Annotated in this window: 16 protein-coding genes; 14 read left to right on the top strand and 2 right to left on the bottom strand. The window is 67.9% G+C overall.

From position 1 onward, the window contains the following. The first annotated feature begins 42 nt into the window (after positions 1-42). Genes AC1DP9_RS26165 through pbpC form a run of 3 tightly spaced genes read left to right on the top strand, consistent with a single transcriptional unit; the run spans position 43 to position 8,956 of the window. Complete coding sequence (locus AC1DP9_RS26165) at positions 43-6,039, top strand: alpha-2-macroglobulin family protein (RefSeq protein WP_477108911.1); 5,997 nt, start codon at positions 43-45, stop codon at positions 6,037-6,039. Then, positions 6,036-6,749 carry a lysoplasmalogenase gene (locus AC1DP9_RS26160; protein WP_477108910.1) on the top strand — a complete coding sequence of 238 codons (714 nt, stop codon included), beginning with the start codon at positions 6,036-6,038 and terminating at the stop codon, positions 6,747-6,749. The genes AC1DP9_RS26165 and AC1DP9_RS26160 overlap by 4 nt, the downstream gene beginning before the upstream one ends. Positions 6,750-6,751: 2 nt before the next feature. Next, complete coding sequence (gene pbpC / locus AC1DP9_RS26155; protein ID WP_477108926.1) at positions 6,752-8,956, top strand: penicillin-binding protein 1C; 2,205 nt, start codon at positions 6,752-6,754, stop codon at positions 8,954-8,956. Here the strand turns inward: pbpC and AC1DP9_RS26150 are convergent. Continuing rightward, the gene (locus AC1DP9_RS26150; RefSeq protein ID WP_477108909.1) at positions 8,953-9,879 is read right to left on the bottom strand and encodes a LysR family transcriptional regulator; all 927 of its coding nucleotides are present in this window, start codon (positions 9,877-9,879) and stop codon (positions 8,953-8,955) included. The two genes, pbpC and AC1DP9_RS26150, sit on opposite strands and share 4 nt — an antisense overlap. 87 nt (positions 9,880-9,966) lie before the next feature. Here AC1DP9_RS26150 and AC1DP9_RS26145 point away from each other — a divergent pair, with 87 nt between their 5' ends. The 6 genes from AC1DP9_RS26145 (at position 9,967) to AC1DP9_RS26120 (ending at position 16,607) form a co-directional block, all read left to right on the top strand. Beyond that, positions 9,967-10,965 carry an aldo/keto reductase gene (locus tag AC1DP9_RS26145; RefSeq protein WP_477108908.1) on the top strand — a complete coding sequence of 333 codons (999 nt, stop codon included), beginning with the start codon at positions 9,967-9,969 and terminating at the stop codon, positions 10,963-10,965. Between the two features lie 68 nt (positions 10,966-11,033). Beyond that, on the top strand, positions 11,034-12,002 hold the full coding sequence (locus AC1DP9_RS26140) for a delta(1)-pyrroline-2-carboxylate reductase family protein (RefSeq protein ID WP_477108907.1): 969 nt from the start codon (positions 11,034-11,036) through the stop codon (positions 12,000-12,002). Positions 12,003-12,251: 249 nt separating this feature from the next. Beyond that, positions 12,252-12,980 carry an OmpW/AlkL family protein gene (locus tag AC1DP9_RS26135; RefSeq protein ID WP_477108906.1) on the top strand — a complete coding sequence of 243 codons (729 nt, stop codon included), beginning with the start codon at positions 12,252-12,254 and terminating at the stop codon, positions 12,978-12,980. Between the two features lie 283 nt (positions 12,981-13,263). Beyond that, complete coding sequence (locus AC1DP9_RS26130; protein WP_477108905.1) at positions 13,264-15,408, top strand: hypothetical protein; 2,145 nt, start codon at positions 13,264-13,266, stop codon at positions 15,406-15,408. Continuing rightward, positions 15,398-15,985, top strand: a complete 588-nt coding sequence (locus tag AC1DP9_RS26125; RefSeq protein WP_477108904.1) for a hypothetical protein — start codon at positions 15,398-15,400, stop codon at positions 15,983-15,985. The genes AC1DP9_RS26130 and AC1DP9_RS26125 overlap by 11 nt, the downstream gene beginning before the upstream one ends. 46 nt (positions 15,986-16,031) lie before the next feature. Next, positions 16,032-16,607, top strand: coding sequence for a hypothetical protein (locus AC1DP9_RS26120; RefSeq protein ID WP_477108903.1), 576 nt, complete (start codon positions 16,032-16,034; stop codon positions 16,605-16,607). Positions 16,608-16,611: 4 nt separating this feature from the next. Here AC1DP9_RS26120 and AC1DP9_RS26115 read toward each other — a convergent pair whose 3' ends face one another. Next, on the bottom strand, positions 16,612-16,875 hold the full coding sequence (locus AC1DP9_RS26115) for a heavy-metal-associated domain-containing protein (RefSeq protein WP_477108902.1): 264 nt from the start codon (positions 16,873-16,875) through the stop codon (positions 16,612-16,614). Positions 16,876-17,036: 161 nt separating this feature from the next. Between AC1DP9_RS26115 and AC1DP9_RS26110 the strand changes: the two genes are divergently transcribed. The 5 genes from AC1DP9_RS26110 to AC1DP9_RS26090 all read left to right on the top strand — a co-directional run. Next, on the top strand, positions 17,037-19,295 hold the full coding sequence (locus AC1DP9_RS26110; protein ID WP_477108901.1) for a heavy metal translocating P-type ATPase: 2,259 nt from the start codon (positions 17,037-17,039) through the stop codon (positions 19,293-19,295). After that, positions 19,292-19,720 (top strand): Cu(I)-responsive transcriptional regulator, encoded by a 429-nt coding sequence (gene cueR, locus AC1DP9_RS26105; RefSeq protein ID WP_477108900.1) that lies wholly within the window; start codon positions 19,292-19,294, stop codon positions 19,718-19,720. The genes AC1DP9_RS26110 and cueR overlap by 4 nt, the downstream gene beginning before the upstream one ends. A 97-nt stretch (positions 19,721-19,817) precedes the next feature. Continuing rightward, positions 19,818-20,750 (top strand): lysophospholipase, encoded by a 933-nt coding sequence (locus tag AC1DP9_RS26100; protein ID WP_477108925.1) that lies wholly within the window; start codon positions 19,818-19,820, stop codon positions 20,748-20,750. A 90-nt stretch (positions 20,751-20,840) separates the two neighbouring features. Then, a complete protein-coding gene (locus tag AC1DP9_RS26095) occupies positions 20,841-22,520 on the top strand; it encodes a GMC family oxidoreductase (protein ID WP_454757423.1) in 1,680 nt (559 codons plus the stop codon). A 324-nt stretch (positions 22,521-22,844) separates the two neighbouring features. Continuing rightward, a partial coding sequence (locus AC1DP9_RS26090; RefSeq protein ID WP_477108899.1) for an ABC transporter ATP-binding protein occupies positions 22,845-23,269 on the top strand: 425 nt, incomplete at its 3' end.

The raw sequence follows: 23,269 nt of genomic DNA, 5'->3' as shown, positions 1-23,269 counted from the left end.
CGCATGTCACCCTCGCCCCGAGCCAAATCCAACAAGGAAAGGATGATGGGGACGATTGTCACCTCGGGTCGCAGCGGCGGGTACGCCACCACGTTTGGGAGGCTGGCCGTGCTGGGCGCGGGACTGGCGCTGTGGGCCGGCGCCGGCGATGCGCACGCGGCGCAGATCGCGCGTTTCTCGCCCGAAGGGGTGGTGCCCCAGGTGCGCCAGGTGGCCATCCGGTTCGACGAGCCGATGGTGCCGATGGGCGACCTCAACGCCGCGCCACCCGCGGCGGTGTCCTGCACCGGCGGTGCGGCGGCCGGTAGCGGGCGCTGGGTCAACGCCACCAACTGGGTATTCGACTTCGAGCGTGACCTGCCGCCCGGCATGCGCTGCACGGTGCGCATTGCCGGCGGGCTCAAGAGCGTGGCTGGCAAGGCCTACGCGGGCAAGCCGGAATACCGGTTCGAGACCGGTGGGCCCACGGTGGTATCGGCCCGGCCTTCCGGCGGAGAGGTGGAGGAAGACCAGGTCTTCGTGCTGCGCTTTAACGGCGCGGCCACGGCCGGGTCGATCCGCGAACACGCGTGGTGCCAGGCCGAGGGCCTGGGCGAGCGCATTCCGGTACGGCTGCTGGCCGGCAAGGAACGCACGGACGTGATTGCGGCGGTCGGCTGGAACGAGATCGCCAAGCGGGAAGGGGAGGCGGTGCACCTGCTGGCCTGCCAGCAGAAGCTGCCGGCCGGCGCGCGCATGCAGCTCGTGCTCGATGCGGGCATCGCCACGCCCTCCGGCATCGCCACCACGACGCCGCGCCGCTTCGACTACACCGTGCGCGAAGCCTTCGCCGCCGGCTTCACCTGTGAGCGCGAACGGGCCGAGGCGCCCTGCACCCCGCTGCGGCCGATGACGGTGACCTTCACCGCGCCGATTCCGCGCAAGGTGGCCGAGCACATCGTCCTGAAAACCCCCTCCGGCCCGCGCGCGCCGACCTTCGACCCGGACACGCCGCCGGACGCCCCGGTGGCGTCGGTCCGCTTCACCGCGCCGTTCCCGGAGCGCGCCAGCCTGACCATCGAGGCCCCGCGCGACATCAAGGACGACAGCGGCCGCCCGCTGACCAATGCGGACCTGTTCCCGATCAAGCTGACCACCGGCGCGCTGCCGCCGCTGGCCAAGTTCGCCGCCGCGCCGTTCGGCGTGGTGGAGCGTTTCGCCGATGTGCCGCGCGGCAAGTCGCCGGCCGACTATCCGCCGCTGCTGCCCGTGACGCTGCGCAACGTGGAGGCCGACCTGCCCGCCACGTCCGTGCGCGCCCAGGCTGGCACTGTGGCACGGCTCAAGGTCGATGACGACACGGCCATCCTGCGTTGGTTCGGCATGGTCAAGCGCATGCACGAGAACACGTGGACCAAGGAACAGATCGACGCGATCCGTGCCGGCCAGCCGCCGTACCGGGCCAAGAGCCCGCGCAACGCCCCGGCCATCGAGACGCGCGCGGTGCCATTGCTGCGCGGCGTGGCGGGCGCGCAGACGTTGGCGATTCCGAAATCGTCGGACACCTCGCCCCGACCCTTCGAGGTCGTCGGCATTCCGCTGCCCGAGCCAGGCTTCCACGTCGTGGAGATTGCCTCGCCGATGCTGGGTGCCGCGCTGCTCGGCAAGTCCGAGCCGATGTACGTGCGCACGGCGGCGCTGGTGACCAACCTCGGCGTCCATTTCAAGCTCGCGCGCGGCACTGCCGAGGGCGAGATGAGCGGACTGGCCTGGGTGACCGGCCTCGACGACGGCAAGCCCGTCGCCAACGCCCGCATCGCGGTGCGTAGCTGCGAGGGCGCCCTGCTGGGCGAAGGGACCACCGACGCCACCGGCGTCGCCCGCTTCGCCAAGCTGCCGGACCAGCGCTACCAGGACTGCGGCAACGGCATGGAGGGCTACTTCGTCTCCGCACGGATCGCCGCCGACCACCCGAAGGCGCGCGGCAAGGCCGACATGGCCTTCGTGATGTCGAACTGGAACCGTGGCATCGAGACGTGGCGCTTCAACGTGCCCACCGACATGAGCCCGAAGCAGACCGTGCGCGCGCACACCATCTTCGACCGCACGCTGCTGCGGCTGGGCGAGACCGTGTCGATGAAGCACCTGCTGCGCAGCGAGACCGCGCAGGGCTTTGCGCTGCCGGCGTCGATGCCGGAGAAGGCCGTCGTCACGCATGACGGCAGCGGCCAGACCTATGAACTGCCACTGGCCTGGCGCACCACGGCCACGGGCGGGCGCAGCGCCGAGAGCACCTTCCAGATCCCGCAGGCGGCCAAGCTGGGCGTCTACACCGTGGGGCTGGTCTATGCCGATGGCCGCACGCTCGACGGCGGCAGCTTCCGCGTCGAAGCATTCCGCCTGCCGGTACTGTCCGGTACGCTGAGCACGGCCAAGGACCCGAAAGCCAAGGGCAACGCGCTGGTCGCGCCGGCCGAGGTGCAGGTCGGCGTGGAAATCCACTATCTGAACGGCGGCGGCGCGGCCGGCCTGCCGGTGCGCCTGTCGGCGCTGCTGCGCGAGAAGCCGGTCAACTTCGCCGATTTCGACGAATTCTCGTTCCAGCCGCCGCGCGCGCCGGACGAGAAGGCCACCGTCGATGACGAAGACAGCGAGGACACATCGGGCGAAAGCCGCGAGAAGCTCGTCGCCGACAAGCTGCCCGTCACGCTGGACAAGGACGGCAACGGCAAGGTCACGGTCAAGGACATGCCGAAGATCACCACGCCGGGCGACCTCGTACTGGAGGCCGGCTTTGCCGACCCGAACGGCGAGATCCAGACGCTGCGCCAGACCGTGCCGGTGTGGCCGGCCGCCGTGGTGGCGGGCATCCGCGCGGCCAACTGGGTATCGGTGAGCCAGAAGCTGTCGGTACAGGGCGTGGTGCTCGACACCCAGGGCAAGCCGGTGGCTGATACGCCGGTGCAGGTGAAGGCGCGCGCGCGCATCACCACGTCTGCCCGCCAGCGCGTGGTTGGCGGCTTCTATCGCTATGACAACCGTACCGAGAGCAAGGACCTGGGCGTGGTGTGCGAGTCGCGCACCGATGCGCAGGGCCGCATGCGCTGCGACGTGTCGCTGGCGCAGGCGGGGCAGGTGGAGCTGATCGCCAGTGCGCGCGATACGGACGGGCGTGTCTCGCAGGCTTCCACCACGGTCTGGGTCACACGCCAGGGCGAACTCTGGTTCGGCGGCGAGAACCACGACCGCATGGACGTGCTGCCGGAGAAGCGCGCCTACGCGCCCGGCGATACCGCCGTGTTCCAGGTGCGCATGCCGTTCCGCCATGCCACGGCGCTGGTCGCCATCGAACGGGAAGGCATTCTCGAGACGCAGGTGGTGGAGCTGAACGGCACCGATCCCACGGTGCGGCTCAAGGTGAAGCCGGAGTGGGGGCCGAACGTCTATGTGTCCGTGCTGAGCGTGCGCGGGCGCCTGCGCGACGTGCCGTGGTACTCGTTCTTCACCTGGGGCTGGCGCCAGCCGGTGGACTGGTGGCGCGCGTTCCGCAGCGAGGGGCGCGACTACGTGGCGCCGTCGCCGCTGGTGGACCTGTCCAAGCCGGCGTTCCGGCTCGGGCTGGCTGAGATCCGCGTCGGCAATGAAGCCCATCGGCTCGACGTGACCGTGACGCCGGACAAGGCCACGTACCCGGTGCGCGGCAAGGCGCGCGTGGTGGTGCAGGTGAAGCTGCCCGACGGCAAGCCCGCCGCCAACGGCGAGGTGGTGCTGGCCGCCGTGGACCAGGCGCTGCTCGAACTGATGCCGAACACGAGCTGGAACCTGCTCGACGCGATGCTGCAACGGCGTAGCTATGGCGTGGAGACCTCGACCGCGCAGATGGAGATCATCGGCAGGCGCCATTACGGCCGCAAGGCCGTGCCGGCCGGCGGCGGCGGGGGCAAGAGTCCGACGCGCGAACTGTTCGACACGCTGCTGCTGTGGAACCCGCGCGTGCAGCTCGACGCCGAAGGGCGTGCCACGCTCGACGTGCCGCTCAACGACTCGCTGACGAGCTTCCGCATCGTCGCCGTGGCCGACCTCGGCGTGGGCCGTTTCGGGTCCGGCAGCGCCACCGTCGCCGCCACGCAGGATCTGCAGATGATCTCGGGCCTGCCGCTGCTGGTGCGCGAGGACGACAAGTATCGCGCCATGTTCACGCTGCGCAACACCACGCAACGGGCGATGACTGTGGAGGCCACCGCGCGCGCCACGCTCGTCGATGCCCAGACGCTGCCGGCGCAGACCGTGGAGTTGGCGGCCGGCGCCTCGCGCGAGATTGGCTGGGACGTGACCGCGCCGGCGCTGCTGGCCTACAGCCGCAGCGGCACGGTGATGTGGGAGGTGGCGGCGACCGAGAAGGGCGGTAGCAATGCGGCCGACCGGCTCAAGCTCTCGCAGCAGATCGTCCCGGCGGTGCCCGTCACCGCGCAGCAGGCGATGCTGGCGCAAATGACGCCGACGGTCTCGGTGCCGGTGCAGGCCCCGGCCGGCGCGCTGACCGATCCGTCCGGCAAGCTGCGCGGCGGCATGCAGGTGACGATGCAGTCGTCGCTGGCGGGCGGGATGCCTGGCGTACGCGAGTGGTTCCGCCACTATCCCTATAGCTGCCTCGAACAGCGTACGTCGAAGTCGCTCGGCCTGGGCGACACGGCGGCGTGGGATGCACTGATGGCGCAACTGCCGTCCTACCTCGACAGCAACGGCCTGGCCGCCTACTTCCCGCTGCAGAGCGATGCGAGCGCGGGCAGCGAGGTGCTGACGGCCTACCTGCTGTCCGTGGCCGATGAGGCCGCACGGGCCGGTCTGCCGATGCGCCTCCCCGAGGCGCAGCGCGCGCAAATGGAGCGTGGGCTGACGTCGTTCGTCGAAGGGCGCATCACGCCGCCGCGCTGGGCGCCGGCATCCGCGTCGATGGACCTCGACGTACGCAAGCTGGCCGCGCTTGAGGCACTCTCGCGCACCGGCCACGCCCAGGCGCGCATGCTCGGCAGCATCCAGATCCTGCCCGCGCAGTGGCCCACCTCGGCGCTGATCGATTGGCTGGCGCTGCTCTCGCGCGTGACGGACATCCCCGAGCATGAAAAACGCCTCGCCGAAGCCCAGCAACTGCTGCGCAGCCGGCTCACGGTGCAGGGCACGCGGCTGGTGTTCTCGACCGAGCGCAGTGACGACTGGTGGTGGCTGATGGCCAACGGCGACGTCAACGCCGCCAAGCTGCTGGCGCTGGCCACGCAACTGCCGGGCTGGAAGGATGATGTGCCGCAACTGGTGACCGGCCTGCTGGGCCGCCAGACGCGCGGCGCGTGGGGCACCACCACGGCCAACGCCTGGGGCGTGCTGGCGGTGCAGCGCTACGCGCAGGCGTTCGAGAAGACACCGGTGGCCGGCGGCGCGCGCGTGACGCTGGGCGATGCCTCGCGCACGTTCGACTGGTCGGGCGCGACGAAGAAGGATGGCGTGGCGAGCGGCGCGGTGGAACTGCCGTGGCCCGCTGCCGGCACGACTGGCACCTTGCAGGTCGAGCAGCAGGGCTCGGGCCGTCCCTGGGCCACGGTGCGCGCGATGGCCGCCGTGCCGCTGCGCGATCCGGTGGCGGCGGGGTATCGCATCAAGCGCACCGTGACACCGGTGGAGCAGGCCGTGGCGGGCAAGTGGTCGCGCGGCGACTCCTATCGCGTGCGGCTCGAAGTGGACGCGCAGGCGGACATGACCTGGGTCGTGGTGAATGATCCGGTGCCGACCGGCGCCACCATCCTCGGCAGCGGGCTGGGCCGCGATTCGCAGATCGCCACGAGCGGTGAGAAGAAGTCGTCGGCGACCTTCACCGAACGCACGCCCGAGTCGTACCGCGAGTACTTCGGCTACTTGCCCAAGGGCAACGTGGCGGTGGAGTACACGGTGCGGCTCAACAACGCCGGTGAGTTCGCGCTGCCGCCCACGCGCGTGGAGGCGCTCTACGCACCCGACGTGTTCGGCGCCGCCCCCAACGCCAAGGTGACCGTGGGAGCGCGCCCATGAGCTGGCTCGCGATGCGGATGCCGCCGCGCGTGCGCGAGTGGTGGATCGCGGGCACGCTGGCCGCCGTGGTCTATGGCGTGCTGCTGCTCCAGGCGTCGATGGAGTTACCGCCCGGCACGCCGCTGACCGGCCAGATCGCCTACCAGCCGGCGTGGAAGACGGCGATGGCGATCATGCTGGCGCGCGCCGCGTGGTTCCATCGCCCGCTTGGCGAGCGCCGCTGGCTGGTAGTGGCGCTCGTGTTCTCGGCGATCGGCGATTTCCTGCTCGCGCTGCCGGGCTTGAAGATCTCGTTCCTCGGCGGGCTCGGCGCCTTCCTGCTGGCGCACCTGGCCTACCTGCGCCTGTTCGTGCCGATGGCGCGTGATCTCCGGCCGCAGCGGCTGCTGGGCTGCGGGCTGGTGATCGGTGCGGCGGGCGCGCTGCTCGGCCGCTTCTGGCCCAATCTTGGCGAGATGGCGCTGCCGGTCACGGTCTACATCGGCGCGCTGGCGGCCATGGCCTGCGCGGCGCTGTTGGCGCAGTTGCCAACGCCGCTTGCGGCGCTGGGCGCGCTGTGCTTCGTGGCCTCGGACGCGATGATCGGCATGGCCAAGTTCCTGTCCCCGTTCGATACCTACCAACTCGGCATCTGGTGGACCTACGCGCTGGCGCAGGTGCTGTTGGTGGCGGGGGTGGTGTCGGAGCGCGGGGAGCCCGGGGGACGATGACGATGCCGCGCCGCTTGTTTGCCCCACTCGTCCTGCTCGTGCTGGCCGCAGCCACCTCCTCGGCGGCGGCGGTGCCCGCCTTCCGCGACGTGCGCGACAACTGGCGCAGCGCCGACATCGTCGTGATGGATCGCCACGGCGAACCCGTGGCGCGCGTGCGGGACGACTTCCGCGCGCGGCGTGGCGACTGGGTGACGCTGGCCGACACCTCGCCGGCCCTGCGCACGGCCATCGTGCTGTCCGAGGACCGGCGCTTCTACGCGCACAGCGGCGTGGACTGGCAGGGCGTGGCCGCCGCCGCGTGGGCCAATATGTGGAACACGCGCACGCGCGGCGCGTCCACGCTGACCATGCAGCTGGCCGGTCTGCTCGATGAAGACCTGCGTGCCGCGCGCGGGCGCAGCTTCGGCCAGAAGGTAGGGCAGGCGGTCAGCGCCGCCTCGCTCGAACACGGCTGGAGCAAGGACCAGATCCTCGAGGCGTACCTGAACCTCGTGCCGTTCCGGGGCGAACTGGTGGGGCTCTCGGCGATGTCGCAGACGCTGTTCGGCAAGGTGCCGAGCGGCCTGAATGCGCGCGAGGCGGCGCTTGCCGTGGCACTGGTGCGCGGCCCCAACGCCGCGCCGGGGCAGGTGTCGGTGCGCGCGTGCCGCATCCTGCGCGAGATGAAGCAGCCGCGCGAGTGCGACGGCCTGGATGGCTTCACGGCGCTGGCCCTGGCGAAGTCGGCCAGCGTGCCGGACGCGAGTTTCCGGACCAATCTGGCGCCGCACGTTGCGCGCGCCGTGATCGCCCATACGCGCGAGACGCTGCCGGCAGGGCGGCCGGTGCCGGCGCGCATCGCTTCCACGGTCGATGCCGAGGTGCAGCGCGTGGCCGTGGACAGCCTGTCGCGCCATCTGCGCGAACTGGCCGGGCGCAATGCCGAGGACGGCGCCGTGGTGGTCATCGACAATGCCAGCGGCGATGTGCTGGCCTATGTGGGCTCCTCAGGCGCGCTGTCGTCGGCCGCACAGGTCGATCACGCCGCCGCGCCGCGTCAGGCCGGCTCGACGCTGAAGCCGTTCCTGTACGCGCAGGCCATCGAGGAACGACGGCTGACGGCTGCGTCGCTGCTCGATGACCGTCCGGTCAACCTGCCGACCGGCGGCGGGCTCTACATTCCGCAGAATTACGATCATCGCTACGCGGGCTGGGTCAGCCTGCGCGCGGCGCTCGGCTCGTCACTGAACGTGCCCGCCGTGCGGACGCTGGTGATGGTCACGCCGCATCGCTTTCATCGGCGGCTGGTGGCGCTGGGCCTGCCGCTCACCGAATCGGGCGATTACTACGGCTACAGCCTCGCGCTGGGCAGCGCCGATGTGTCGCTGTTGTCGCTGACCAATGCCTATCGGAGTTTTGCGAACCAGGGCGCCTACGGCCCGGTGCGGATGACCGTGGACGGCGCGCCGGTGCCCCGCCAGCCCGTGATGAGCCCGGCGGCCAGCTATGTGATTGGCGATGTGCTGGCCGACCGCCACGCGCGGGCGCGGACCTTCGGCCTCGACAGCCCGCTGACCACGCGCTTCTGGACCGCCGTGAAGACCGGCACCAGCAAGGACATGCGCGACAACTGGTGCATCGGCTGGTCGCAGCGCTACACGGTGGGCGTGTGGATCGGCAACGCCAGCGGCGCGAGCATGCACGATGTGTCGGGGGTCTCCGGCGCGGCGCCGGTGTGGCACGACGTGATGGCGGCGCTCCATCGGCAGTCGTCCAGCCGCGCGCCCGCGATGCCGGCCGGCGTGGAGCGGGTGCCGCTGACCTTCGCCGACAACCTCGAGCCGGCGCGCGAGGAAGTGTTCCTGGCCGGCACCGCCGTGACGCGCATCAACGTGGGCGCGGCGCCACCGTCGAGCGGCACGCCGGCCATCGCCAGTCCCAGGGACGGCACGATCTTCGCGCTCGATCCCGATATTCCGCCCGATGCGCAACGCGTCTGGTTCCATGCCGATGGGCTGACCGGGCAGACGGCGCGCGCGGTGAGCTGGCGCATCGACGGCAAGCCGCTCGGCAAGGGCGGGCAGCTGGCGTGGCTGCCGTGGCCGGGCCGGCATCGCGTGGAACTGGTCGATGCGGCGGGCAAGGTCGTCGATGACATCGGCATCGAGGTGCGCGGCGCCAGCGTGCGCGAGGCCGGGCCGCAGCGCACGTCGATGCGGCGCTAGGCCGTTGCCGGCAGGCCGCGCGCCTTGAGGAAATCGACGAATACGCGCAGCTTGGGCGGCATCAGCGCGCGGCTCGGGTAGTAGAGGTAGAAGCCCGAGAACGGCGGCGTCCAGTCTTCCAGCACGGTGACGAGCTGGCCCGCCGCCAGCGCGGCCTGGATGTGGTGCGGGAACTCGTAGATCAGGCCGAGCCCGGCCACCGCAGCCTGATGCAGCATCATCTTGTCATTGGCGATCAGCGCGGCGCGCGTATCGACCGTGAACGGCCGCCCGCCGCGCGCGAACTCCCAGCGATACACCGAACCTATCGGCCCGAAGCGGTATTGCAGGCAGGCGTGCTGATGCAGTGCGTGCGGCGTCTGCGGCGTGCCGTGGCGGGCGAGGTAGTCGGGCGAGGCCGCCACGAACATCCGCAGCGGGCCGGTCACGGGAATCGCCACCATGTCCTGGTGGAGTGCCTCGCCCAGCCGCAGGCCGGCGTCGAACCCTTCGGCGATCAGGTCGACGAAGCGGTCGTCGGTGACCAGATCGACGCAGATCGACGGATAGGCGCGCATGAAGTCGGTCAGGATCGGCCGCAGCGCGATGACCACCGCCGAGTGCGAACTGGTCAGCCGCAGCGTGCCGACCGGGGTGTCGCGCTGGGCGCGGGCGTCCTCGGTGGCCGCCTGGATCTCGGCCAGCGCCGGCGCCACGCGGGCCAGCAGTGCCGCGCCGGCCTCGGTCAGGCCGACATGGCGCGTGGTCCGCTGCAGCAGCCGCACACCCAGCCGGTCTTCCAGGTGCCGGATGGTCTGGGAGACCGCCGAGGGGCTGACGCCCAGCGCGCCGGCAGCGGCCGTGAAGCTGCCAAGCCGCGCCACGCAGGCGAAGGCGGCCAGCGAGGGCAGGGAATCAGGATCGATTGTGAAGTCGGGCTTCATGATGCTTGCAGCGTAGCATGCTGTTTCCGATCGCGCGGGATGGGGATACTGGGCGCCAGTTTCCAACCCCGTCACAAGGAGTCTCACATGACCGCAATGCGCAAACTGGGCCGGGTCGGCCCCGACGTCTTCCCGCTGGGCCTCGGCTGCATGGGCATGAGCGACTTCTACGGTGCGCACGACGACGCCGAGTCGATCCGCACCCTCCACCATGCCATCGAGCGCGGCGTGAACCTGCTCGACACGGCCGACATCTACGGCCCGCACACCAATGAGCAGTTGCTTGGCCGCGCGCTGGCCGGCGGGCGGCGCGACAAGGTGGTGCTGGCGACCAAGTTCGGCATGGTGCGCGACCCGGCCAATCCGGCGGCGCGCGGCGTGAACGGGCGGCCCGAGTACGTGCGTGCCGCCTGCGATGCCAGCCTGAAGCGGCTGGGCCTCGACACCATCGATCTCTATTACCAGCATCGCGTGGACCCGACCGTGCCGATCGAGGACACCGTCGGCGCGATGGCCGAACTGGTCCAGGCGGGCAAGGTGCGCTGGATTGGGCTGTCAGAGGCGGGCGCGGAGACCATCGAACGCGCCCACGCGGTGCATCCGCTCACCGCCCTGCAGACCGAGTACTCGCTGTGGACGCGTGACGTGGACGAAAACGGCATCTACGCCACGTGCGAGCGGCTCGGCATCGGCTTCGTGCCGTACAGCCCGCTCGGGCGCGGCTTCCTGACCGGGGCCATCCGCACGCCGGACGATTTCGATGCGGACGACTATCGCAAGACCAATCCGCGCTTTATCGGCGAGAACTTCGCCCGCAACCTGGCGCTGGTGGACAAGGTCCGTGCGCTGGCCGATGCCCGCGGCTGCACGCCGGCGCAACTGGCGCTGGCCTGGGTGCTGGCGCGCGGCGAGCATGTGGTGCCGATTCCGGGCACGCGCCGCATCGCCAATCTCGATGACAACCTTGGTGCGCTCGATGTGCGGCTCGGAGCGCAGGATCTTGCCGACATCGAGGCCGTATTCCCGGCCGGCGCAGCGGCGGGTACGCGCTACGCGGCGGCGGTGATGGGGATGCTGTCGCGCTGATCCGGGGGCGCGGCATGGGGGACAATGGCGGATTGCCTTCGGCCCACCTGTCACCCATCCGTCGCCCGATGCCCAACGCCTTCGTCCCGCTCGACGCCGCCGCCACGGCGGCCCGCCTGCCGTATCCCGAACTGGCCCAGGCCATCGCCGCCATGCTCGCTGAACTGCGGGATGGCAGCGCGATGGCGCCGCCGCGCATCGCGCTGCCCGTGGGCGACGCCGCGAGCGGCGCCGGGACGCTGCTGGTCATGCCTGCGCGCAACCGCGACCTGGTGATGACCAAGAACATCACCGTCCATCCCGACAATCCCCGGCGCGGCCTGCCGACCATCCTCGGCGAAGTGCTGGTCGCCAATGCGCACACGGGCGAGCGGATCGCCATGCTCGATGGCCCCACGGTCACGGGGCGGCGCACGGCGGCGGTCACGCTGCTGGCGGCGCAGTCGTTCGCGCCCGAGCCCGATGGCGAGCTGCTGATCGTCGGCGCCGGCGTGCAGGCGCAGACCCACCTCGAGGCCTTCGTGGCCGGCCTGCCGATACGGCGGGTCTGGCTGCAGTCGCGCACGCGCGACAAGGCCGAGGCGCTGGCCACCCAGGCGCGCGCCCTCGGCGTGGAAGCGAGGGTGATCGACGATGTGGCCGAGGCACTTCCACATGTGTCGATGGTCGTCACGGTGACGTCGAGCCGAACGGCGGTGCTGCCCGACCTCGACAGCGGATTGTGGACAGATCGACACTTCGTCGCCGGCGTCGGCGCATTCCGCCCCGATATGTGCGAGCTGCCGCCCGTGCTCTGCCAGACCGCCTCTGCCCGGGGCCGGCTGCTGGCCGACACCCTGTTCGGCATCGAGGACGAGGCGGGCGACCTGCTCCAGGCCGGCATCGACTGGGCCACGGTCCAGCCGTTCGAAACCGCCATTCTCGATGCCGACGCACTGCGCGCCCGCACCGGCTGCCCGCTGGTCTTCAAGAGCGTGGGCTACGCGCTCTGGGACCTCGCTGCCTGCGTGCTGGTGAGCCGGAGTGACGCCGGCTGACCTTCGTCCTCAGCGGAAAAACCACGCTGCTCGAATGGATTCTCGTTTTGTGAACAGAACCGTTGCGCGAAAGCCGCGTTTTGGGGCGAATTCGACCTCGATTTGTGCGAGGTTCTTGGGTTAACCCTGCCTTTAGGGCAATTCTTCTACCTCCCGGTATCACGTTTGAAACAGCTTGCCGTCCGTGAGACGGATAATGCGTGCCAGCAGTGAGTTGAGACAGAACGAGGATGAGGAGTAAGAGGAATCATGAAGAACACCTATAAGAAGATGCTCGTGGCCGCCGCCGTAATGACGCTGGCGGGCGTGGCACAAGCACAATCCGCGGGCAGCAATATCGTCAGCCTGGGCTGGTTCCGGGTGATGCCGCAGGGCCACTCGGAATTCCTGACGATCGACTCGGTCGCGGGCCGTCCCACCGGTGGCCTGCAGCGCCAGAACACGGGCGCCACGATCGACTCGGCCGACACGGTCGGCCTGGCGTTCAGCCACTTCTTCACGGACAACATCTCCACGGAATTCGTGGCCGGCATTCCGCCGGAGCACGACGTGAGCGGTGACCGTGGCTACGAGAAGTACGGCAAGCTCGGCAAGGTGCGCCAGTGGAGCCCGGCCATCGTCGCCAAGTGGCACTTCTTCGACGCCAAGACGAAGTTCCGCCCGTACGTGGGCATCGGCGTGAACTACACGTGGTTCACGGGCGAAACGGTCACCAACCAGACCTTCGTGCAGAGCGAATTCGGCCCGGGCTCGACCATGACCGCCTCGGCCAAGCCGTCGTGGAACCCGGTGTTCAACGTCGGCGCCAACTATGCCGTGACCGACAACTGGTTCGTCGGCCTGTCGGTGTCCTACGTACCGATCTCGACCACCGCCAACTTCACCACCACGCTGGCCAACGGCGCGCAGGTGCAGTCGCACACCAAGATCAAGATCGACCCGATCGTTACCTTCCTGAATGTGGGGTATCGGTTCTGATCGATTGATCAGGCTTGACGCGGGCACCTCCGGGTGCCTGCGGTTGGGCGGTGGGCGCCCATTGACGCCCCTGCTCGGACGTTTCTGAATTTCCGCAGTCGCCGCAACCCTCGCGGCCGCAAACTCCGCTGCCAATTTCGGAGTTCTGCGATTGTAGTGTCCCGCTCACCGCTTCTAGTATGCCGTTTCCTATCGGCTTACTGCTCTGCGGCTCATGCTCATCAGTCCTCCGTTTCTCCCTAACCCCATTGGCCCTAACCCGACCGACGCACGCGCGGACGTCATGGATCTCGCGGACGAGGGGGAGCAGTTCGATCCTACTTATCCCATCGGCGTCGATCGTCGCTGGCACGGCGGATGCCACATCGCGTCCCGGAGCCAGAATGAGGCCGTTCGCGCGGTTGCCGATGGTGAAGTGGTGGCCTATCGCGTCTGCCAGCATCTGGATGGACCCGACGGGGCGGTCAAAGACAGCGATCTCGGCTTCGTGCTCTTACGGCACGAGACGGAGACCGGTGAAAACTGCAAGCTGCGGTTCTACTCGCTCTATATGCACCTGCGCCATCTTGGTGGCTACGGGGGCAATTGCAACCCGAAGGACTTGCCGGAGTGGCTACGCATGCCGAGCGGTATCGAGTCCGGTGACGGAAAAAAGGTCTCCCGCAAGGATGTTCTCGGTTGGATCGGACAGTGCAATGGGCGCATGTATCTGCACTTCGAGATATTCATGACCCGGGCGGATTTCGAGGCGTACTTCAGTGGCACGCAGCTGGGACGAGCCAATCCGTCAACGCCTGTATCGACGGATTATTGGGGCGATAGCTATTACGTGATTCCGGCCGGACTGCCAATCCTGGCACAGCCATCCGGCACGGTTAAGGACAAACTGAATGGCATCGAGTTTCCGCCCCTGAAGGGCACCACAGCGACCGCTCGGAAACTCTATATCGAGGTGAAGTTCCGGAGCGGGCAGAAACTGACACGCGTATGGCGCGATGACGGGGAGGGGCAACGCACGCTGTTGACAGCGACGCCGATCCTCGAGGCGGATTACGAATACAGCATGTACGCGCGTGCTTGTGCCCTGTACCCGGCCTGTCCCAGTGATGGCTATGAGCTCTTGCGCTTCGGGCGCATTCTCAGCCGGCCCGAAACGTTGCCGGCCGGAAATCGGGCGACATGGTTCCGCGTGGCATTCGATCAGGACAAGCAGGGGTATGTCGACATCCACAACGCAGGCATCCAGAAACTGTCCGACGCGGACTTCCCGAGTTTCATGGGTTGGGAAAAGGTTAGCGAAGGCGCGGGGCCTTTCGCGCGGGACGGACTGTGCGATATCGATTTGCTCAAGAATCTACTGAAGGACAAGAATCCCGGCCATAACCCCCATGCCGGAAGCTCCGTGAACAAGGCATTACGCTACTACGTGCAAATGAGGGAGGGTGTCAGGGAAAAGCTGCGAGGGCTGGTATGCGAGATGCCGTCAGAGTGGGATAGGTCAAACAATGAGGCGCGATACCGGAAGCTGAAGGAGCCTGGAGAGTTCTACGCAGGCGACCCGGCGGGATATGACCGGTTCATGGCGTTTGTGGACAAGGCCCAGTTCTGGGACAAGACCGGGCTGCCGCCCACCTGCACGGAGAAGCTATGGTTCTTCCATCCGCTGGCATTTATCCGGCATTTCAGGAAATGTGGGTGGCTCAGTGAGTCTGATTTGATGGGAATTCTGCATTCCGCACCGCCGGCAGGACAAAGACGGGCAGTTACCTTGCGACGGCAGCTAGGTTCGATGGCGAACAAATACCTGATCACATCGAGACTGCGACTGGCGCATTTCCTTTCACAAGTTGGCCACGAAACGGGATGGTGGCAACACCGAGAGGAAATTGGTAACGAACGCTATTTCAGGACGATGTACGAAATCATCTCTTCGGAGGAAGCCACAGCCGATTTTCGGAGCGGGCTGGCGCATAGGCTTGGGGTGGTACGGCACGATGACACGGAGCTTTCATATGCCAGTCGCCGACCGGCAGAGGTTCTTCTGAAGGCACAGGGAATGGACAATGGTGCGGCAAATAGCGCTTCAGGAGGAGCAGCTGGTGATGGAGCAAAATTCAAAGGCCGGGGGTTCTTACAAATTACCGGCAGAAGAAACTACAGGGCCTACGGAAAGTACAAGGCCCGAGATTTTTTGTCTGATTCAAATCCTACGCTTATTGCACTGGATGATTCCGCCGCTTGCGACACGTCAGGCTATTTCTGGGTGCGGGAGGTCGCAAATCGTGAGGCGGATAAAGGCGCAGGACGTGAGCAGGTTCAACGCATAGGAGGCCTGGTGAATCGCGGTGCGCCACACAAAAGGCCGAAGCACCTGGAGGACAGGCTACAGAAATTTCGTGGGATATGGGGCCGGGTAAATGATCAATAGACTCGCACGCATCGTAGGGATGCTCGTACTATTTTCGCAGCCGGTTTACGCAAACACCGTTCAATGCGCAGTCGCGCCACGTCTCGCCGATCTCGAAATTATCGGGTGTAACCAAAGGGAAGGCGTCGGCATAGTGACCTACTGGAAGGGCCACGAAGCCCACTACGCGTCCGCGTTCGACGAACGTCGTTTGTTCCTCGGTTTCTCTGGCAGGAGGGAGTCGTTGAATAGCGAGGCTGGGCTCCGAGTCGTGGGGGGGCGGCTCGCACTGATGCGCACGACGCTGGCGGCGCCGCTGTTGGCAAGTCAAATTGCGAGTAGAAGCGTTCGGCCGACGCGCATCCAAAGCGATGACTGGACAATCTTTCTTGAGGACATCCAATACGAATCGCAACAACAGGCTGTGGGCTACCCGATGCTTTGCGCGACAGGTGTCCTGCGCAATGAGATAAAGGGAGCATATGTTGCCGTGGCCGAGTGCTTTGCTTATGAAGAAGAAACGCGTTTTCTTGTGACACTGAATGCGTTAAAAGCAGCCTTGACGAGAGGGAAAGCGTTGATATTGTGGAGAGAATGAGTTGGTGGCGTGTCGATGGAACATCCATGCAAGGTCGGCAGCCGCCGTGACCGTTCTTGCCTCGGCGATGAGCCTGGTCGGTAGCTTAGCGCGCGCCAGCGATGCTGGCCACTATGAGGCTTCTTGCAGCACGTCGCATCGCGAAGGCGGACAAATCCAAATAGATGCCATCGATCTGCCACGCCGCAGTTCGCCACACATCGTCGACATGTTCACCGTGTGCAATGCCGATCTCGATCGGTGCGCCGCGACGAATGAGGCGGGCGCTCCCTACTGGCACGATGCGGCTGGGCGCCTCGTGATTTTTCACTTCACCGAGACGATCGCCAAGACGAAGCAGCGTGGGGGCACGCTTCTGGAGACCTTTCCAATCTGTGGGTGGACAGACGGCAGGGGGGCAGAGTCCCAATACGGCGGACAATGTTATGTCGCGGTCGCGTCCAATGGACAATTCACTGTCTCGATCAACTATTTGCTCGGACAAAACGTTGGCAAGAAGAATCGAAACAAATACCAGGACGAAGTAGTGAAAGCGAGACACGCACTGTTCGACGTCCTCGATTCAGCCCGGATGATAAATGGGGAAAATGACTGCCCCAAGGCTGCGATGCGCAGCCGTTGAGACTTCACGCACGATTCTCGGTCTCCACAGGTGTTTGGAGGGAATGAGCCGCGGTGGCGCATTCCCCGGGATTCACGCCCCTCACCGGATACCCCGCCCCCTCGATCGCCTGCCGCAGCGCCTGTCGATCCGCGCCCGATTCCACCTTCACCGCCTGCGTCGGCACATCGGCCGTGACGCGTGCCGCAGGATCAACGGCCTGCACGGCCTGGGTGATGGCGCGGACGCAATGGTTGCAGGACATGCCTTCGACTTGGAACTGGATCATCTTGGAACTCCGGGATTAATGACGACAGCCTGCAGTGTGAACCTTCCCACCATGGGAAGCGCAAGGGCTTTCCGCGTCGCGCAAAGACCTTGACCTTCCAATGATGGTAGGGTTCACAGTGCAGTCATCGCTATCGATGGCTCCCGTGGAGTTTTCCTGTCATGTCCAGTACCCCCGCCCTGATCGCCGCCGAAGGGCCGCGCGACACCATCGACCTGAACATCGCCGACATGACCTGCGCGTCATGCGTGGGCCGGGTGGAGCGTGCGTTGCGCGCGGTGCCCGGCGTCGAGGATGCCCAGGTCAACCTTGCCACCGAGCGCGCCGCCGTGACCGTGCAGCGCGGCGCCGTGGATGCGGCGGCGCTGGCCGATGCCGTCACGCGCGCCGGCTATGCGGCCACGCCGGTTCCGGCGGACGAGGCATCGGTGTCGGCGGAGGCGGGGCATGCCGATTTCTGGTCCGGCCCGTGGCCCGTGGCGATCTCCGCCGCACTGTCCGTGCCGCTGGTGGCGCCGATGGTGCTCGAGTGGTTCGGCATCCACGCGATGCTGCCCGGGTGGGTCCAGTGGCTGCTGGCTACGCCGGTGCAGTTCGTGTTCGGCTGGCGCTTCTACAAGACCGGCTGGAAGGCCGTGCGCGCCGGGGCCGGCAATATGGACCTGCTCGTGGCGCTCGGCACGTCCGCCGCGTATGGGCTGTCACTGTGGCAGATGGCGATGGCGCACGACGTCATGCCGCACCTCTACTTCGAGAGCGCCGCCGTGGTCATCACGCTGGTGCGGCTCGGCAAGTGGCTGGAGACGCGCGCCAAGCGTCAGACCGCCGCCGCCATCCGCGCGCTGGCCGCGCTGCGGCCGGACACCGCGCAGGTGCGTCGGCACGGCGTGGAAGCCACCGTGCCGCTGGCCGCCGTGCGCGTGGGCGACGAAGTCATCGTGCGTCCCGGCGAACGCATACCGGTGGATGCCGAGGTGATCGAAGGCAGCAGCCATGTCGATGAATCGATGCTGACCGGCGAGTCCGTGCCGGTGCCGAAGCGCGCCGGGGATCGCCTCACCGGTGGCGCGATCAATGCCGAAGGGCTGCTGGTGGCGCGCACCGTGGCGGTGGGCGCGGAGACCGTGCTGGCGCGCATCATCCGCATGGTGGAGCACGCGCAGGCGGCCAAGGCGCCGATCCAGCGGCTGGTGGATCAGGTCAGCGCGGTGTTCGTGCCGGTGGTGCTGGCGCTGGCGGCGGCCACGCTGCTCGGCTGGGGGCTGGTAGGCGGCGACTGGACCGCCGCGATGCTCAACGCGGTGGCCGTGCTCGTCATCGCCTGCCCGTGCGCGCTGGGGCTGGCCACGCCGACCGCGATCATGGCCGGCACGGGCGCCGGCGCGCGCGCGGGCATCCTGATCAAGGATGCGGAGGCGTTGGAGGTGGCGCATCGCGTATCGGTGGTCGCCTTCGACAAGACTGGCACGCTCACCGTCGGCAAGCCCGATGTGGTGGCCCTGATCGCCACCGATGGGGACGAAGCCGCGCTGCTGGCGCGTCTGGCGGCGCTGCAGTCCGGCAGCGAGCATCCGCTGGCCCGTGCCGTGCTGGCGGCTGCCGCCGCGCGTGGTATCGCGCCCCTGCCGGCGAGCGAGGTGCGTGCGCTGCCGGGGCGTGGCATCGCCGGGGTGGTCGATGGCCAGCCGCTGCAACTGGGCAGCGAGGCGTTGCGCGCCAGCCTGCACGCCGACGCCGGTCCGCTCCAGGCCGAAGCCGAGCGGCTGCGCGCCGAGGGCCGCACGGTGTCCTGGCTGATGGCGGACGGACGCGTGGCGGGTCTCGTCGCGTTCGGCGATGCCGTGAAGCCGGGCGCCGCACCGGCCATCGCACGGCTCCGCGCGGCGGGCATCCGGACCGTGATGCTGACCGGCGACAACCCCGGCGCCGCCGCGCAGGTCGCCCGCGCGCTCGGTCTGGACGAGTTCCAGGCCGAGGTGCTGCCCGAGGACAAGGCCGCGCGCGTGACCGCGCTCAAGCGCGACGGCGCCGCCGTGGTGGCGATGGTCGGCGACGGCATCAACGACGCCCCCGCGCTGGCCGCCGCCGATGTGGGCATCGCCATGTCCACCGGCACCGATGTGGCGATGCACGCCGCCGGCATCACGCTGATGCGCGGCGACCCCGCGCTGGTGGCCGATGCGCTCGCCGTGTCGCACCGCACCGTGCGCAAGATTCGGCAGAATTTGTTCTGGGCGTTCATCTACAACGTGATCGGCATTCCGCTGGCCGCCGCCGGCTTGCTGAACCCGGTGGTCGCGGGCGCGGCCATGGCGTTTTCGAGCGTGAGCGTGGTCGGCAATGCGCTCTTGCTGCGCCGCTGGCATCCGGCGGGTGCTGGGGCGGCGAGTGCCCGATCGACTGATGAGGAATCACGATGAATATCGGAGAAGCCGCAGCGGCCTCTGGCGTCACGGCCAAGATGATCCGCCACTATGAATCGATCGGCCTGGTGGACACGCCGCCGCGTTCCGAGGGCGGCTACCGGCGCTACGACGACCGCGCGGTGCACACCTTGCGCTTCGTGCGGCGGGCCCGTAATCTGGGATTCTCGCTCGACGAGATTCGCGGGCTGCTGTCGCTCTGGCACGACCGCGCGCGCGCCAGCGCGGACGTCAAGGCGCTGACCCTGAAGCACGTGGCGGATCTCGAAGTGCGCATTGCCGAACTGGCTGCGATGCGAGACACGCTGCGTGCGCTGGCCGAGTCATGCAGCGGCGACGATCGCCCCGACTGCCCGATCCTGGCGGACATGGCGAGCGCCGCCGGCGAGGATTCCAAGGATTGTGCGAGCTGTCACCGCTGACCGCGCGCCGCAAGCATTCCCACAAGAAGAAGCAGGCGTACCAATCAGGAGACAAGCGATGGACGAACCTCTCATCGGCACGGACGACGTGGGCGGCATGGACGAACGGCCTGGCACCGAAGCCGCCGCACGCCCCAGCATCGCCCCAGCCGAGACCCGCCAGCGCATGCGCGACGGCACCGAGCTGCTGGTGCGCACCTGGCTGCCCGATCCGAACCGCTACCCCGAGCCGCTCGGCACGCTGCTGTTGGTACACGGGCTGGCCGAGCACAGCGGGCGCTACCCGCACGTGGCGGCGCTGCTGTGCGGGCTCGGCCTGCGCGTGCGCGCCTATGATCATCGCGGCCATGGCGCCAGCGGCGGCCCGCGCATGATCGTGCCGCACGCGGACATCTCTGTGGATGACCTCGCCGAGATCCACGACGCCACCGTGCGCCAGTGGAACGAATTGCCGATCGTGCTCGGCCACAGCATGGGCGGGCTCGTGGCGGCGCGGCTGGCCACGGCACGCGTGCGGCCGATTCGCGCGTTGATCCTGTCCTCGCCGGCACTGGCGCTGCGCATCTCCAGCGGCATGATGACCGTGCACCGGCTGCTGCTGGCGCTGGCGCCGCAACTGCGCGTGCCGAATCCGATCGACGCGCGGCAGCTGTCGCACGACCCCGAGGTGGCGCGCGCCTATCGCACCGATCCATTGGTGCAGGGCACCATCAGCGCTGGCGTGCTGGAGACGTTCCTCCACGGCATGGCCCAGGCGCAGGCCGACGCGCCCCGGCTGGAGGCGCCCACGCTGATGCTGGTGGGCGGCGCGGACCGGGTCGTCGATGCCGCCGGCAGCCGCACCTTCCACGACAACGCGCCCGAGGACCTGCGCGAGATGGTCTGGTTCGACAACGGCTATCACGAGATCTTCAACGAGGCCGAGCCGCTGCGCAGCGAGGTGTTCGCGGCGCTCTCCGGCTGGCTGCGGGCGCATCTGGGGGCGGCACCCGTGGCGGTGACGGGTGCGGGGGCTCAGGCAAAGCCCTGACGGCGGCAGGGTCCGAGTCGTGCGATGATCCGTGGCATTCCGATAATAAAACCGATGTGCCGGGGCGCATTGAAGGACTAGCCAGGGACTATGGAGACGTACGACTACATCATCGTGGGCGCCGGTTCGGCGGGCTGCGTGCTGGCCAACCGCCTGACGCAGGACACCGACGTCAACGTGCTGCTGCTGGAGGCGGGCGGCAAGGACGACTATCACTGGATTCATATTCCGGTGGGCTACCTGTACTGCATCGGCAACCCGCGCACGGACTGGATGTACCGCACCGTGGCGGAGCCGGGGCTCAATGGCCGCTCGCTCGGCTACCCGCGCGGGCGCGTGCTCGGCGGCAGCTCGTCCATCAACGGCATGATCTATATGCGCGGCCAGCGCGAGGACTATGACGAGTGGGCGCGCATCGCCGGCGACGACGGCTGGCGCTGGGACAACGTCCTGCCGCTGTTCCGGCGCAGCGAAGATCACTATCGCGGCGCCAACGCCTTCCACGGCGCGGGCGGCGAATGGCGCGTGGAGGCCCAGCGGCTGCGCTGGGACATCCTCGAGCGCTTTATCGACGCGGCCGAGCAGGCCGGCATCCCCCGTACCGACGACTTCAACCGTGGCGACAACTTCGGCGTGGGCTATTTCGAGGTCAACCAGCGGCGCGGCATTCGCTGGAACACGGCCAAGGCCTTCCTGCGACGCGCCTCGGACCGGCCCAACCTGACCATCGTCACCGGGGCGCAGGTCAGTGCGCTGACCTTCGACGGCCCTGACGGGCGCCGCTGCACCGGCGTGCAGTTCGTCGGCGGCGGGGAGAACCGCGAGGCACGCGTCACCGAGGAAGTGATCCTGGCCTCGGGTGCGATCAATTCGCCCCAGCTGCTGGAGCTGTCCGGCATCGGCCAGCCGGAGCGGCTGCAGTCGCTCGGTATCCGCGTGCGGCAGGCGCTGCCGGGCGTGGGCGAGAACCTGCAGGATCACCTGCAGCTGCGCGCGGTGATGAAGGTGGATGGCGTGCGCACGCTGAACACGCGCGTGGCGCGCTGGTGGGGCAAGCTCGGCATCGGCCTCCAGTACGCGTTCAACCAGAGCGGGCCGATGAGCATGGCGCCGTCGCAACTCGGCGCGTTCGCGCGCAGCGACCCCAGCTACACACGGCCGAACCTCGAATACCACGTGCAGCCGCTGTCGCTCGACAAGTTCGGCGATCCGCTCCACGCCTTCAACGCCTTCACGGCCAGCGTGTGCAACCTGCGGCCCAGCTCGCGCGGCAGCGTACATATAGAAGACGCCGATTTCCGGCGCGCACCGGCCATCGCCCCCAACTACCTCGCCACCGAGGAGGACCGCAAGGTGGCGGCCGATTCGCTGCGCCTGACGCGTCGCATCGTCGCCTCCCCGGCGCTGGCGCCGTACAAGCCCCAGGAATGGTTGCCCGGCGCCGCTTTCGAGACGGACGAGCAGTTGGCCGAGGCTGCTGGCGCCATCGGCACGACCATTTTCCATCCGGTGGGCACCTGTCGCATGGGCACCGCCGACGATCCGGACGCCGTGGTGGACAACCGCCTGCGCGTGCGGGGCATCGCCGGCCTGCGCGTGGTGGATGCGTCCGTCATGCCGCTGATCACGTCGGGGAATACCAACTCGCCGACGATCATGATCGCCGAGCGCGCCAGCGACATGATCCGCGAGGATCGCAAGCTGCGCGCCAGTGGCGCCGCCGTGGTGCAGGTGCTTGCTGACACGCCTTCGGGTATTCCCGTGGCGTGATGTGCCGGGTCGGCAGCGGGAGCCCCCCAACCCGCCGCCAACCCGCGCCAGCGTTGACCAGACAAGGCGAAACATGACGACTCCTGCATGTCTTATGCCTAGTGCAAACCCCGATGTTTTGCGACGCAGCAGACGCACACAATAGTCGCCGGTATACGGTGCTCCCGCCTGCACTTCAGGGCGGTTGAGCCACCCGGATATCGCGGCAGCCGCGCCGCTTCCAGACACCTATAACGCGGCAAACATGGCGACAAAGCCGGAGTTCGAACCATTGTCAGTGCCGGGCACAACCCGGTATCGCAGCAAGAGGGCGGGCAGGAGACTATGACTCAGGAAATCATCCTGGAAACAAAGAACCTCACGAAGGAATTCAAGGGGTTCACGGCGGTTAGCGACGTCAACCTGCAGGTGCGACGCGGCTCGATCCACGCATTGATCGGCCCCAACGGCGCGGGCAAGACGACCTGCTTCAACCTGCTCACCAAGTTCCTGGAGCCGACCACCGGCACCATCCTTTTCAACGGCATCGACATCACCCGCGAGAAGCCGGCGCAGATTGCGCGGCGCGGCGTGATACGTTCGTTCCAGATTTCCGCCGTGTTCCCGCACCTGACCGTGCGCGAGAACGTGCGCATCGGCCTGCAGCGCCAGCTTGGCACCTCGTTCCAGTTCTGGCGCAGCGAGCGATCGCTCGACGTGCTCAACGACCGGGCGATGGACCTGCTCGAACAGGTCGGCCTGACCGAGTT

This window comes from Cupriavidus sp. 01L43, assembly GCF_056399925.1.
Note: the sequence above shows the minus strand (reverse complement) of the source record. Positions and strands in the feature narration are given on the sequence as shown.